Here is a 14,658-nt window from a genome sequence, read left to right on the forward strand (position 1 = left end):
GGGGGGAATAGAGTCAGTTCATCGGTAAACCAACTATTAAATTATACATGCTTCCGTGTATTTTCGCCGCGCATAACTGCCGTCATAGATAGCACTCGTGGTGACTTAAATACTTCATCGGTGTGAACTACACGACCATCAGCATCAGCAAGTGGAATACGCCAGTTTGGATACTCTGTACTAGTTCCAGGCTGATTCTGTGAACGCCTCTCGCCGACAGCATCAACCAAAGCTACTTGCAAAAGCAAAGATGGGGAAGTGAGCATAATTGCATGCATAGCTTCCACAATCTCTTGTACATGACCTTCAACATCCTCAGCAGCATCTTTGCTAATCCAACCGTTCTCAAGAAGCATCTTCATCATTGCATCGCGTTCAGCTTGAGCAGCCTCCTGGAACGTTTCTACGGAGTCTGTAAGCAGATGAAGTTGCTCGCGAAGCTTGACATGCTCAAAGGCAAGATAACCAGCTGTAGGTGGCATATCGTGCGTAGTAACGGAAGCAAGAGCATACTCTCGATATGTAGACGGATTAGCAAAAATAATTTGCTTCTTTCCAGCCTTCTTAGTAGTGGCTTCAGCTTCGTCGTCGTGGGTGAACCACTCAACAACAGTGCCAAGCACGCCATGAGATGCAAGAACCTTAGAAACATACTTCGGCACAGTGCCCAAATCTTCGCCAATAACAACACCGCCTGCGCGAGTTGCTTCAATAGTGAGAACTGCGAGCATTGCATCTACGTTGTAGTACACATACGCGCCGTTTCTAGCACCCTGTCCTTGTGGAATCCACCATAAGCGGAACAATCCAAGAACGTGATCAATACGAGCAGCTCCTGCATGCAAGAACACGTTATGAACCATGTCTCGGTAAGCAATATAGCCAGTTTCATCCAAATAATTTGGATCGAATGGAGGTTGACCCCAATCCTGACCTTGCTGGTTGTAGAAATCAGGAGGAGCACCGACGCTTACACCATTAGCAAATCGTTCCGGACTCCACCAAACGTCAGCACCGTAGCCGTGTACGCCAACTGCCATGTCTTGCATAAGACCAATTGCCATACCAGCAGCTTTAGCTTCAGCGTGAGCTGCAGCAACTTGCTCATCAGCAATCCACTGAAGCCAACGATGGAACTCAAACAAGTCAGCATGTTCGCGCTTAAGTCGCTCAATTTGCGGAGTGCCTTTGCCTGTAGTGTCAAACCACAAATTCTCGCCCCAAGGAGCACCCCAAACCTCAAACGCAACACACCAAGTTGCAAAAGCGTCAAGATCTTCACCAGAACGATGCTTAAACTCACTAAACTCGCGCTCGCGCTCGGTAGAACGAGGTTGCTTGAAAATAATACGCAACGCAGGAAGCTTGGCATCCCATGCAGCGTTGATATCTATAGGATTTGGATTATTGTTTTGAGGAGCAATAGACTCATGTAATTGCTCTACTTTAGCAAGATCTTCGCCACTTAATTCAGCATATTCCGGAATATCTTGCGGACGAATATAAGTGACATTCAAGAACCTACGAGACTCAGGCAAGTACGGTGAAGGCTCAAGAGGTGTTACTGGAGCGCACGCATGAATTGGATTAATCAACATAAAATCAGCCTTGCCGATTTCTCCAGCATCCTTAAGTAGGCGACGCAAATCGCCATAATCGCCAATTCCCCAAGAATCTTTTGAACGCACAGAATACATTTGCGTCATGAATCCCCAACGGTGCTTTTGCTTAACGCTTTCAGGCAATGGAATACGCGCAGGTGCGGCAATCAATGTGACATCAGCATGTTGAGCCGTCTCGCCATTCGCGCTGATTACTTTGGCATGCAAAGTGTGGTAGCCCATTGGCAAATCATCCGGAAGTTCAATGAACAAGTCTCCATCGTCTTCGGATTGAATATCGCCTAACGAGTCTTCATAATCTGTTCCATCTTCGAGTGTAAGAGAAATGTGAATTTGCTCTTTTTTGGCATCTCCTGCGTGAATTGGTACGCAAGTTTTTGCGCCATTAAACGAAACGACAGTTGGTGGCAATAACTCGCTAGAGCGTTTGCGCTGAACCTTCTCGTATGAAATTGCAATATTGTCTTGAGTGTCGGCAGGCATGCCTAATGCATCAAGTACTCCAACTAATGCTTCATCTGTAATTTCGGTGTAGCTTCCTTGCTGATCAATATAAAAAGTGGCAACGCCGCACGCCTTAGCAAGCTTAATAAGTGGACGTGCAAGACGTTCTGCGCTTTCTTCCATAGGCTTATCAGCATCAGCTTTGCCAGTAGCTGTTGTTGTCATGGTGCTCCTTCTACTTTATGATTTGGCACATTCCTAACATCGTCGTAAGCGTGCCAAATGTGCAACTATGGCGATAGCGTGTAAATCAATACATCTCTGGATTGAAATACACCCTGCCTGTCAATTATATAAATACCTGACATCGTTTGCAAATTAGCGTTGCGACATATTTGCTAGTTTTTATAAGTAATTGCAACTAAACACAAGTGTTGTGATTACTCATGTTTAGTTGCAATCGTCTGACAGTTTATTATTTTTTTTACTTACTAAAACGCAATTACTTGTTGCTAAGCACAACAAAAGTTCTGATAGGCAAGTGTAGGGTAGCAGCGCTTTTTTCAGTTGTAATATTTACCGCGGTGTCAGGTTGTTTTCCAGTCCACTTAGCAAAATAATCACTTGAATTAAGTACGCAATGCCACTCTTGAGCCTTTGCGCTATGAATAGCAGGTAGCTGAATAGTTGCATCTTCATGATACATAGGATTTGCGCAAACAATTAAATTATTGCCAATGCGCGTAGCCAAAACAGTATGGTTAGACGTTTCAAGTTGTTTGCGTTTGCCATCATACAATGAGCTATATTCAGCGCGAAGCTTTATAAGTGCACGATACCATTGAACAAGCGGATTGAAACGTTCAGCGCGCGCCCAGTCAAGCTGGTTCATTAGTACACCGCGATTATAAGAATTATCGCAACCGTGCTTAGTACGTCCAAACTCTTCTCCGCTTAGCATAAACGGCGTGCCTGCAGAGCACAAAACAATTCCAGCTGCAAACATATTAGCGTTCAAAATATCCGCAACTTGTTGTGCATCTTGAGCGTCAAACTCAAAATCGCTAGCATTCTCGCGCATAGAGATACAAAGCTTATCCCAGAAAGTCAAATCGTCGTGAGCAGAAGTATATTGAACAATCTGTCCAACTTCTTTACCTGCAGAAGGAGTATCACGCCATGCATTAAGAGTTTGGCGAGCCGCATCTGAGCACCAGAGCTCATTGCCATTTACATACCCGCGGTCGAGATGGTTCATGACGTTGCCTTTGAGGGAATCGCGAGACTCGTCACTAAACCAGCCTATGCGCTCGTTAAGAGTGCTTCTGCCGTCTTTATCTCCCATCGGAACTTTTTCATCAACAGCAGGATCCGAAGCACTCCACGGTTCTCCATACATAACAATATCTTTACCGCCAGGAAGCTCATCTAATGCAGCTCGTGCCTGATTTAAGGTTTCAGTATCAGTCAATCCCATAAGATCAAAACGGAAGCCATCAATGTGATAGCAGCGTGCCCAATGCAGCAAAGATTCAATAATAAACCTGCGGAACATAGGATGTTCAGAAGCCATTTCATTTCCACAGCCAGAGCCGTTAGCAAAAAATCCGTCAGAGTCTCGCCTGCAGAAATACCCAGGAGCCATGCATTCGAAAGCGTTTTCTGCAGACTTGTACATGTGATTATAAACAACATCCATAATTACGCGTTGGCCATTAGCATGTAATGCCGCAATCATTGCTTTGCATTCGCGAATTCGCGCAGTGCCGTCGTAAGGATTGCTAGAATAAGCACCTTCAGGAACGTTGTAAGCGTGAGGATCATAACCCCAGTTGTATAGAGAATCTAATTCTTCTGCTGAAGCACCGTTTTTGCGCGCATTGTCGATTGCGGATTCGTCAACTGTTGCAAAATCGTAAATAGGTTCGAGTTGCACATGAGTAATGCCAAGCTGCTTTAAATAATCCAAGCCAGTAGGGAAGTTGCATTCAGAAGAATCTGGATTTTGCAAAGATGTATGTTCATCAGTAAAAGCGAGATATTGGCCTCTATGCTCTGGCTTAAAGCCGCCATTAGGATTGCTGCTGAAATCTGCAACATGCGTTTCCCACACAACCATTGCATGACGCACAAACTTAGGAGACTTATCTTTATGCCAATTGGCAGGAGACACTCGCTCATCGTCTATGACAAGGCTGCGCTCACCATTTACACCGCTTGCTACACCCCAAGGGTCACTAGTTCGATTTACTGTGCCATCTTGGAAAGTAACAAGATAATCGTAGTATATGCCGTCTAAACGCTTACGGAAATTAATCCGCCAAGCTCCGTCATGCAACGGTTTCAATTCGTGTGTTTGAATTGGCTCACTGTTGTTTCCAGTTTCAAAAAGTCTTAACGTCACATTCTGTGCAGTTGGTGCCCATACAGCAAATGTTGTAGATTTTGCGTTTAAAGTAAATCCAAGAGGTCCTTCGTATACAGGCCATGTTGCCGAAGATGGAGTCGTCATATAGGGTATCCTTCTTCCTTCGCTATTTTGCGAATTGTCTAAATTTTCTAAATTATTTAATCGTATTAGTAATTATACAGTTTTTAAATTTTATTATTTACTTATTGTTCTGTTATCAAGTTTTTTTATGTTTTGTGGCACTATTTGGCTAAACACGGTAGGGTTTATGCGATAGCCATTATCGTATTAAGTCAAACGGCGAGTGTGTTAAGTTATTTTTTATTTTTTATGTGTTCGTGTTGTCTAGCGAAAGAGAAGGCTGAAACGCTCGAAAGCGTCTCAGCCTTCAGTAGATTTATATCCTGTAAATTATCAGCCTTTAACGGAGCCAGACATGGACTCTTCGTAGAAGCGCTGCATAATAATGAACAGGATTACGATTGGTATGGAAATGCACACAGCACCTGCCGCGAATGCAGCGTACCAATCAGGTAGATACTTTTTGGTAAGCATCTCCATTAATCCGTAAGCAACTGTGTAGTTTTCCTTATTGTCTCTCACTACTGTCTTCACCATAACGAAGTCTAGCCATGGTCCCAAGAATCCAGTAATTGCTTGGAATACAATCATAGGCTTGCAGATTGGAACAATAATCTTCCAGAATACTTGCCACTTTGTGCATCCATCCAAGTATGCAGCTTCATCCAAAGACTTTGGAATAGTATCCATGTAGCCCTTCATAATGTAGAAGCCAGCACCGCTACCTGCAGAATAAACGATAATAAGTGCGATTAATACAATCGAACCTTTTGTTAAACCAAGAGCCTTCAAAATGAAGTAGATAGCAATAACAGCCATGATACCTGGGAACATACCAAGAATCAGAGCAAGATTCATGAATGTCTTGCGCCCTTTGAAACGGAGACGAGACATGCAGAAGGACACTGCTAACACAAACACCAAAGAAATAATGCACACGAAAATTGACACAATCAAAGTGTTGAGGAACATTCGTGGGAAATTAATGTCATCGGTATCGGTAAATAACTTTATATAGTTATTTAGTGAGTATTCAGTTGGGAAGAAGGTTTTCTGATAGGAACCAGTGTTCTTGTTGAAGCTTTCTAACAAAACCCACAAGATTGGAATCAGCCAAATAACTGACAACACCAGCAAGAACAAATGTGAGAAAGTATCTCCAATTACTCTTCTGACATGTTGATCTTTAAGGAAAGAAACACTACGAGTGCTCTTTACAACAGCTTCTTCGTTCTTAGTTGTAGTTTTATCACTCACCGGAATCCCTCCTCATTCTTGTAAGATCCAGAGTTGCGATACGTAATCAGTGCTACGACAGCAAGCACAATGAACGTCAAAATACCAATTACTGCACCTGCGTTGTAGTTTTGCTGGTCAACAGTCAACTTGTAGAGCCATGTGATAAGCAAGTCGGTGCCGCCTGCACTGTTGACTTTGCTACTTGCTGGACCACCTTTTGTTAAGAGGTAAATAACGTTGAAGTTATTGATGTTGCCAGTAAAGGTAGTAATCAAATATGGAGTCATAACAAAGATGATGTACGGCATTGTGACGTTCATGAAACGTTGCCACCAACCTGCGCCATCGAGCTCTGCAGCTTCGTAAAGTTCTGCAGGAACGTTTTGCAAGATACCTGTAATCTGCATGATGGTGAATGGAATACCAACCCAAAGATTGATAAGAATTACCGTCACTCGAGCCCAAGTTACATCCGTAAGGAAAGGAAGCTCCTGATGTATCCAACCGTTTTGCTTAAAGACAATGTTAATAACACCGTTCTGGCTAAGCATATTGTTCATAATAAGCAATGAAACAAACTGTGGAACTGCAATTGTAAGGGAGAAGCAAGTTCGCCACAATCCCTTAAGACGAGTGGACTTTCTATTGATTATCATTGCAATGAACATGCCGAGGAAGAAGTTCAGGAAGGTTGCAAGGAATGCCCAAACAAGAGTCCAGATTAATACGTCAAAGAATACGTCAGCTTTAATTAAATCACTTTTTCCGGTTAAGAATTGAGAAAAAACGTCTAACCCAATCCAACTGAATTTTTGTTGATGATTCTCGTCATAGCTTGTGAAAGCCATAGAAATCATGAAGAACAATGGCAAAATTGTGAATAACACAATGCCAGCAGTTGGAAGAGTCATAAAACCGACGTGTGCTTTTTCGTCAAGAAGAGTCTTCGCATCATCAATGAAATTAAGTGGCTTCTTGCCGTCTGCCATTACAGATTGCGCTTTGTACGCGCTGCGAAGAGCGAGAGTTGCCAGATATACAAGCAATACAATCGCTAATATCGACATAACTCCATACAGTAAAATTTCTACAGAATTATCGCCTGCACTGTATCGCCAGAATCCGTTGACTTTAACTCTGCCCTGTTCTACTGTGCCAAGAGTGTTGATTTTTGGAAGATAATCCAATCCAATTGTAAATAAGAATACGAATAAAGTTGCTTCGCACGCTAAGAATATAACGCCTTTGATGTATTGCTTGCGGACAAAATTGCCAAAGCCAAATATGACAACAGAAATCCATGAAAGAATGTCCGCATGTTTTGCAGCCTCTTTCAGTGAATAAGGTGAAGGAGCAAAGCGTTCTGCAGTTGACGTCTTCTTCTGGCGTCTTTCTCGCTTTGTGGATGTCGTGCCAGTCATGACATGCCTTTCATGTAAACAAAATTATTTTGTAGAAGATAAACAATGCGCCCCACCCCTTGCCGGAGCGGGGGCTGGGGCGCATTGTTTTACTCAAAGTGCATAAAACACTGCTTATGCATCTATTTAGATTTGTTGGCTAGAGTAAGTTTTGTTTACTTACTTCTCTAAGCCCTTAGCAAATTCTGCGGTCTGCGCGGCAGCATTATCGCCAGTAATCTTACCGGTGGAGATAGAAGTGCCGAATGCTTGAACTGGATCCCAGAACTTACCCATTTCAGGAATTGCTGGCTGCAAGACAGAAGTCTTAGCAATGGTTTCCATCTGAGCAACAGCAGCTGGCTCTGCCTTTACGCTATCAGCAAGGGACTTGTCAGAAGGAATTGCACCTTCCTTTTCGAAAGCAATCTGCTGGGACTTCTTGGAGCCCAAGAATGCAGCGAACTTAGCAGCCATCTCTGGAGACTTGGTGTTGGTGTTGTAAGCAACAGCCTTAGAACCAGCGAAGGACTTCATCTGGTGCTCGCCAGACTCAGTCTTGAAGGTTGGAAGAGCAGCTGCAGCATAGTTATCCTTCAAGGCGTCCTTAACCTTGGCTGCATCCCAAGAACCGGAGAACATTGCATCAACGGAGCCGTCCTTCAAGCCAGCCAAGCCGCGACCATTTCCATCAAGTACGAAGTGCTTTTCGTTTCCAACGAGCTTTGTTGCAATGTACTTGGTAACTTCAGCAGCCTTATCACTGAGCTTCATGCCAGCCTTAGCATCGTTTCCATTTTCGCCGAAGAGCGTCATATTGCCATCGAGGTAGAAGCCTGGGAGATACCAAGCATTAGCAAGATCGAATGAAACCTTGCCCTTTTCAAGCATCTTGTCGAGGGACTTAACGTCATCAGCGGAGAACTTGGACTTGTTGTAGTACATGAACCAAGTGTTGCCGGTGTAAGGAACGCCGTAAAGTTTACCGTCCTGAGCGGTAACAGACTTGATCAAAGTATCTTCGTTCTGTTCCTTAACTTGCTTTGTGGCGTCATCGCTTAATTCGCCGATTGCTCCAGCCTTTACCAAGTCGCCGAGCTGATCGTTAGGGAAGAGGAACACATCAGCAGCAGCCTTAGCATCCTGCTTAACAGCCTTAGCAGCGTCTGGTGGCTCAACAACAGCGTTCTTGAAAGTAACGTTTGGATTTTCCTTCTTGAATTCTGCTTCAACAGTCTTAATCCAGCCGCCATCTTTCTGATCGTCAGCAGAACCCCAAACGGTGAGCTGAACAGGTGCTGAATCAGCAGCCTTCTTAGCGCTATTGTTAGTGCTTGAACCGCAAGCTGCAAATCCAAACAAAGTAGCAACTGCAAGACCTGCACCCAGCATCTTCTTAATATTCGTCATCCTTGACCTCCTATATCATGCCAAAAACTGGCATATCATTTGGTGGCGTAGTAACGGACTCCGTTGTGGCGCAACATCGCGATTGCTGCGTAGAGCAGCGTCACAAGTCTCACAAATCCGTTCGTAAGCACTGTGTAGTATACACGGATATCGTGTCGTTTGCAAATGAGTGGCGGGTTAATCTGTATATTTCGCCCTATAAATTTTTTCAAGTGGTTGCGTGTAAACTAAATAGCACAACGCTAGAAGGGTGAAATAATGGCATTATACGATCATGCTCAGTGGCTTAAAGACGCGGTTTTTTACGAAATCTATCCGCAAAGTTTTTGTGATTCCAATGGCGATGGCATAGGTGACATTCAAGGAATTATCAAAAAGTTAGACTATGTAAAATCGCTTGGCTGCAACGCAATTTGGCTTAATCCTTGCTATGACTCGCCTTTTAAAGATGCGGGCTATGACGTGCGCGACTACAAAAAAGTAGCTGCTCGCTATGGCACTAACGAAGACTTGCAGCAGCTTTTTAGTGAAGCTCACAATCAAGGAATCCGCATATTGCTTGATTTAGTGCCAGGTCACACTAGTGAAGAACATGAATGGTTCCGCGAAAGTTCAAAAGCTCAAGAAAACGAGTTCAGTAAGCGCTACATTTGGACCGACAGTGCGTTTAGCGGCTATTCTATGCCGTTTGTTGGTGGTGAAACTGAGCGTGACGCCACTTATATTCTAAACTTCTTCAAATGTCAGCCTGCATTAAACTACGGTTTTGCACATAGGGATAGAGCTTGGCAATCCGCTCCAGATTCCAAAGAAGCGGCAGAAACTCGCGCTGCAATGGTTGATATTATGCGATTTTGGCTTTCGCTTGGTGCGGATGGATTCCGAGTTGATATGGCTGATTCGCTTGTAAAAAACGATGACAATAATGGCGAAGGAAGTCTTGGAAAAGACAATACAATTCGCGCATGGCAGGAAATGCTTGGCACTGTAAAAGAAGAGTATCCGCAGGCTGCTTTTGTGTCCGAATGGGGCAGACCGCGTCAGGCTCTTGCTGCCGGATTCGACATGGACTTCTATTTGAATTGGCGCTGGGATGGCAATCCTAATGGTTATGCGCGTTTACTTCGTGACGTTGATAACGCTTTAGATAACAATTCTGAGCGCGATCACAGCTACTTTAATGCGCACGGTGGCGGCAGTATTTGCCCATTTTTAGACGATTATTACCCACAATATGAGTCAACCTGCAACCAAGGTTACTTTAGTTTCATCACATGCAATCACGATACGCCGCGTCTTGCTCCGCGTCTTGACGATCGTGAGCGTCGCGTGGCTTTTGGCATGATACTCACTATGCCAGGCGTGCCATTCGTGTATTACGGCGACGAAATTGGCATGAAATATCGCGATATTCCAACAAAAGAAGGCGGCTACGCTCGTACGGGCACTCGTACGCCAATGCAATGGGATGATGCAAAGAATTTTGGCTTCTCAATGGCTGCAAAATCTAAATTATACTTGCCTGTTGAAGCGCGAGCAGACGGAAGAACTTGCGCAAATTCTCGAAAACAAGCAGTGGAAAGTGGTGAAATTCCAACTGTTTCTGCGCAAATTAATTGCGAAGATTCCTTCCTTTCGTGGGTGCGCTCGCTTATTGCGCTTCGCCATAGTCGCAAATCTTTGCAAGCTGACGCGTCTTGGAGAGTTTTGTATGCTCCGGTTGACGGCCGCGGCTTTGCTTACGAGCGTTGCGCAAAAGGTGGCGCAGGAGAATCAGCTGTGGAACGAAGCATTGTGGTTATGAACCCAGGTGTAAATAGTGAAACAGTTTCATTAGAAGCATTAGCGAATCTTACGCAAGAATCTGCTTACAATCCATTACTGAAAATTGGAGAAATATCAGTTGATGGTGATTGCTTAACACTCGGCGCTCAAAGTTTTGCAGTGTTTGGAATGTAAATTACAGGTTAGGTAGATACGCGACTACGGATAAAGTTTATATAAACTAGGTATGCGCAAATAAACAAGGACGTGCAATGAGTATTAATAGTGGTAAAGCAATAATGCGTGATAGCGGTAACGCGAATAAGGAAATGCTTGATGCAAACGGCAAACCAATTCGTGCTGACCGTAACATAAAAACTGGAATCACGCTCAATAAACTCAAAATGCTCGGCGCTTTTATGCTTATGCTAGGTGCATTTAGTAACACAGTAATTGCACGAATGTTCGGCGGAACAGTAACCAATAATATGTTTGCATTGACAGTCATATTAGTTTGTGAATTTATAAGCTGGACTGCAGTGCCATGGTATGCGTGGATACTAGTACGCGGATACCATAACACGCATAATTTGAATCTTTACATGTTGAGATTGCTGATTTTAGCAGTGGTTTGCGAAGTTCCATACGATTTGGTGAATTCAAAATGTTTGTTCGACATGCGTTCGCAAAATCCTGTATTTGCAATGGTTATTTCCCTATTCGTACTTTCGAGTATAGATACAATTAGGGAACGTTTAAGCGGATTTAGTAAAGGTTTTGCTATTACCGTGCTTATCATTGCGGGTCTTCTTTGGAATTTGATAGGAAAAGTTTTTGTGCAGCATGGAATTTTCTTCGGCGGCGTAACTTTGCTTATTTTCGTACTTCTTTTTGAATTATTAAAAAAGCGCGAAATTACTATGGAGATGACTGCAGGAATGTTCGGCGCTATGTCGATGCTTACACCTGGTATTGGTGTAGCTGTGTTGCATTATCGTAGCCCTTATGGTGATGGTCCTAAAAACTCGACGACGTTCCGTTGTGTTATGTATGCGTGGTATCCGCTGATGTTGATCATTGCGTCAGTGTTTGCAGTATACATTCATTAAAGTTATAAGTTGTAAGCAAACAAAATAATACATAAAATAATACATAAAATTGTTAATAAGCAAAGTTGCAAGGTAACAGCAGAGATGTGCAGTAGTATGGACTCTTCCAAGTTGGGAATTTTTTATAAGTACGCAACTGATTCAAATGCAAAGGCGCAGGATAGTCAGGTAATTAAGGGCGAAAAGTGGCGAATTACGGTTATTACAGATTCGCTTATTCGTCTTGAGTGGAGTGACGACGGAAAGTTTGTTGACAATCCTACGCAAACTGTAATCTGTCGCAATTTTGCACAGAAAAGCTCGGATACTCAGCCGCAGTTTAGTGCGCGCAAAAACGAAAACGGATGGCTGGAAGTCGAAACTGAAAAGCTGCATCTTACTTATAATTGCGAAGCTTTTAGTAAAGAAGGATTAAGTATTGTTGTGCGCGGAGTGCCGTGTACTCAATTTAACACGTGGCATTACGGCGACGACTGCCCGGGAAATCTTCTTGGAACTTTTAGAACTTTGGATCAGGCGAACGGCCCAGTAAAACTTGGTAAAGGAATACTTTCGCGCGACGGATGGTCTGTTTTAGACGATTCTGCAACTTGCGAAATTGTGCCAGCTGAGGAAATAAATGGCAAACCAAACCCGTATGGGGCTTGGGTTAAGTCGCGTGCGCAAAAAGTTAGCGAGCAATCAGGAAGATATAAAGACTTATACTTCTTCGGCTACGGGCACCACTACATTCAAGCAATTCAAGACTTTTATAAGCTTACGGGCGCTCAGCCGCTACTGCCGCGTTTTGCGTTAAGTAATTGGTGGAGCAGATACTATCGCTACCGTCAAGACGAATATTTGCAATTGCATAATCGTTTTAAGCGCGAAGGCATACCTTTTAGCACGGCTGTTATTGATATGGATTGGCATGTGACGGACGTTGATTCGAAGTATGGTTCCGGTTGGACGGGTTACACGTGGAACGAGGAACTTTTCCCGGATCATCGTGCTTTTTTGCGTAAACTTAACGCGGCTGGATTGGCTCCAACTTTGAACTTGCATCCGCGCGACGGCGTGCGTGCGTTTGAAAAAGATTATCCGCAAGTTGCGCAAGATGCTGGCATTGATCCGGCAAGCGGCAAAGCTGTGGAATTTGATTTAACGAACCCGCAGTTTGTTGAAGCTTACTTCAACATGCATCATCGTATGGAAGATGAAGGTGTGCGATTTTGGTGGATTGACTGGCAGCAGGGCGGAGTTACGCGCGAGCCTGGTTTGGATCCGCTTTGGATGCTGAACCACATGCATTATGAGGATGCTGCGCGCGACGGCCGCTGGCCGCTTACATTCTCTCGCTATGCTGGGCCTGGTTCGCATCGCTACCCAGTTGGATTCTCGGGAGATACCGTTACTACTTGGGATTCCCTTGCTTTCCAAACGTACTTCACTTCTACAGCTTCAAATATTGGCTACGGATGGTGGAGTCACGATATTGGCGGGCACATGCTTGGCGTTAGAAATAACGAGTTAGAAGCGCGATGGTACGCTTTCGGCGCGTTTAGTCCTATTAATCGTTTGCACTCGACTTGCTCACCGTTTGCTGGAAAAGAGCCGTGGAATTTCCCTCAGGAAACTCGCGAAGCAATGGTGAAAATGCTTCGATTGCGCGCGGAACTCTTGCCATACGTTTATACGATGAATTATCGTGCAGCTTTTGAAGGCAGGCCGATTATTGAGCCAATGTACTGGCAGTCGCCGGAAGTTGGCATGGCTTACGAAATTCCTAACGAATACCGTTTTGGAAGCGAGCTTATAGTAGCACCGATTGTTTCGTCTAACGATGCGGCTGCTTTGCGCGGATGTGCTGGAGTTTGGTTGCCGGAAGGCGATTGGTACGATTTGTTTGACGGACGCAGGTATGTGTCTCGCGGCTGGAATGGCCGCAGATTTGAAGCGTGGCGTTCACTTGACCGCGTGCCGGCTTTTGCGCGCGCTGGAGCGATTGTACCTCTGCAAGTTTTGCCGGAAGTTGCAGATTGCGAGCGTAGTGCTGAGGCCGCTGAATCTGTTAATAGCATTGAAAATCCGCGGGCTTTGCGAGTTCTTGCATTCCCTGGAGCTGACGGCGAATTTGTGATGCGAGAAGATAACGGCGATTTTGCTGCCGCGTCTGCTGGAAATACTGCTAATACACGTATGAATTTTGTGTGGCGAGACGGCAATGGTTCTTCGCAATTTATTATTTCCGGTGTTGCAGGATGTGATGCTGCCGTAGAATCTGTGCCGCAAAAACGCAACTGGAACGTTGTATTTAGAGGAGTTGCTTGCATAGATTTTGCTCACGTGCGCGTGTTTGTTGGGAGCCGAGAGCTTAACGCAAGCGAGTTTGCGGTTTCTTACGAAGGCGAAGAGGCGACTTTGAGCTTGTCGGTTTCTGTGAAAGACGTGCCAGCTCGTTCGGAAGTTTGCGTAATTGTTGACGGTGGATTGCAAATCGCTGCCGACCCTAAAGTTGGCGACGCTTACCGATTCCTGCTTCAAGCGCAAGTGCCGTACAGAGGCAAGGAAATGGCTTTTGATGCAGTGCGAGATTCTGGCGGAAGTGCAAGTGCTATTGCTGAAATCTCAACTCTTGAATACGAGAACGAATCGGAAGCAGAAAAGTATCGCAACAGCGTTGATATGCTTAACGCTTACGCAACCGACCAGCCTTCCGTAGTTAAGTGGGCGCAATGGCGTTGCACACTGCCTGTTTCGGTAAAGCACGCGCTTGAGGAGATTTTGCTGCGCTCGGTTGAGTAATTCCGTCAGCGCGAGCGCGACGACCTGCCTGAGCGCATAGAGCGTAGCGCGCGAAGGCAACTCGGAGCGGAAACTCGCTTAAGTTGGAAGTCCAGTGGACTTCCAACGCGAGTTTCGCGCGCGAGCGTAATCCGCGCGAGCGCTGTCTGCGCCAGTAACGAAAAAACGGAGTTATACGTTACTCGCGCAGAAACCGTACTGCGTCAGTAGCGAAATTGCTTAGTTTTGCGATTTGACATGCCATCTCAATTAACCAATTTTTCACAGAAGTGCTAGAATACTACACGGTAGTGTGACGAAAATCACATATTTTCGTTGCGTCTATCTGTAGCGTTTGTAATATCGCTAAAGTTGGCAATATTACAGCTTTACAATCGCAGTTTTGAAAGTCAAAG

General features: G+C 44.6%; 8 protein-coding genes. 3 read left to right on the plus strand and 5 right to left on the minus strand.

What is annotated here, in order from left to right; translation table 11 throughout:
* Positions 1 to 41: 41 nt before the first annotated feature.
* From malQ to HXT39_RS00525, 5 genes are all read right to left on the minus strand, one after another.
* On the minus strand, positions 42 to 2,291 hold the full coding sequence (gene malQ, locus HXT39_RS00505; RefSeq protein ID WP_102703476.1) for a 4-alpha-glucanotransferase: 2,250 nt from the start codon (positions 2,289 to 2,291) through the stop codon (positions 42 to 44).
* A gap of 277 nt (positions 2,292 to 2,568) precedes the next feature.
* Positions 2,569 to 4,578, minus strand: a complete 2,010-nt coding sequence (gene pulA / locus HXT39_RS00510) for a type I pullulanase (RefSeq protein WP_102703475.1) — start codon at positions 4,576 to 4,578, stop codon at positions 2,569 to 2,571.
* A 312-nt stretch (positions 4,579 to 4,890) separates the two neighbouring features.
* On the minus strand, positions 4,891 to 5,814 hold the full coding sequence (locus HXT39_RS00515) for a sugar ABC transporter permease (RefSeq protein WP_004104797.1): 924 nt from the start codon (positions 5,812 to 5,814) through the stop codon (positions 4,891 to 4,893).
* The gene (locus HXT39_RS00520; RefSeq protein WP_004108136.1) at positions 5,811 to 7,217 is read right to left on the minus strand and encodes a carbohydrate ABC transporter permease; all 1,407 of its coding nucleotides are present in this window, start codon (positions 7,215 to 7,217) and stop codon (positions 5,811 to 5,813) included. The genes HXT39_RS00515 and HXT39_RS00520 overlap by 4 nt, the downstream gene beginning before the upstream one ends.
* A gap of 159 nt (positions 7,218 to 7,376) precedes the next feature.
* Entirely contained in the window at positions 7,377 to 8,606 is a 1,230-nt protein-coding gene (locus HXT39_RS00525; protein WP_004108134.1) for an extracellular solute-binding protein, read from the minus strand.
* 258 nt (positions 8,607 to 8,864) lie between these two features.
* On the opposite strand from HXT39_RS00525, the gene HXT39_RS00530 reads away from it, so the two are divergent.
* The 3 genes from HXT39_RS00530 (at position 8,865) to HXT39_RS00540 (ending at position 14,263) form a co-directional block, all read left to right on the plus strand.
* The gene (locus HXT39_RS00530) at positions 8,865 to 10,565 is read left to right on the plus strand and encodes an alpha-amylase family glycosyl hydrolase (protein ID WP_102703474.1); all 1,701 of its coding nucleotides are present in this window, start codon (positions 8,865 to 8,867) and stop codon (positions 10,563 to 10,565) included.
* A 77-nt stretch (positions 10,566 to 10,642) separates the two neighbouring features.
* Positions 10,643 to 11,479 (plus strand): TraX family protein, encoded by an 837-nt coding sequence (locus HXT39_RS00535; protein WP_004108130.1) that lies wholly within the window; start codon positions 10,643 to 10,645, stop codon positions 11,477 to 11,479.
* A gap of 96 nt (positions 11,480 to 11,575) precedes the next feature.
* On the plus strand, positions 11,576 to 14,263 hold the full coding sequence (locus HXT39_RS00540) for a TIM-barrel domain-containing protein (RefSeq protein WP_102703473.1): 2,688 nt from the start codon (positions 11,576 to 11,578) through the stop codon (positions 14,261 to 14,263).
* Positions 14,264 to 14,658 lie beyond the last annotated feature (395 nt).

Source organism: Gardnerella sp. DNF01159 (assembly GCF_049244215.1).
Classification (GTDB): Bacteria; Actinomycetota; Actinomycetes; order Actinomycetales; family Bifidobacteriaceae; genus Bifidobacterium; species Bifidobacterium swidsinskii.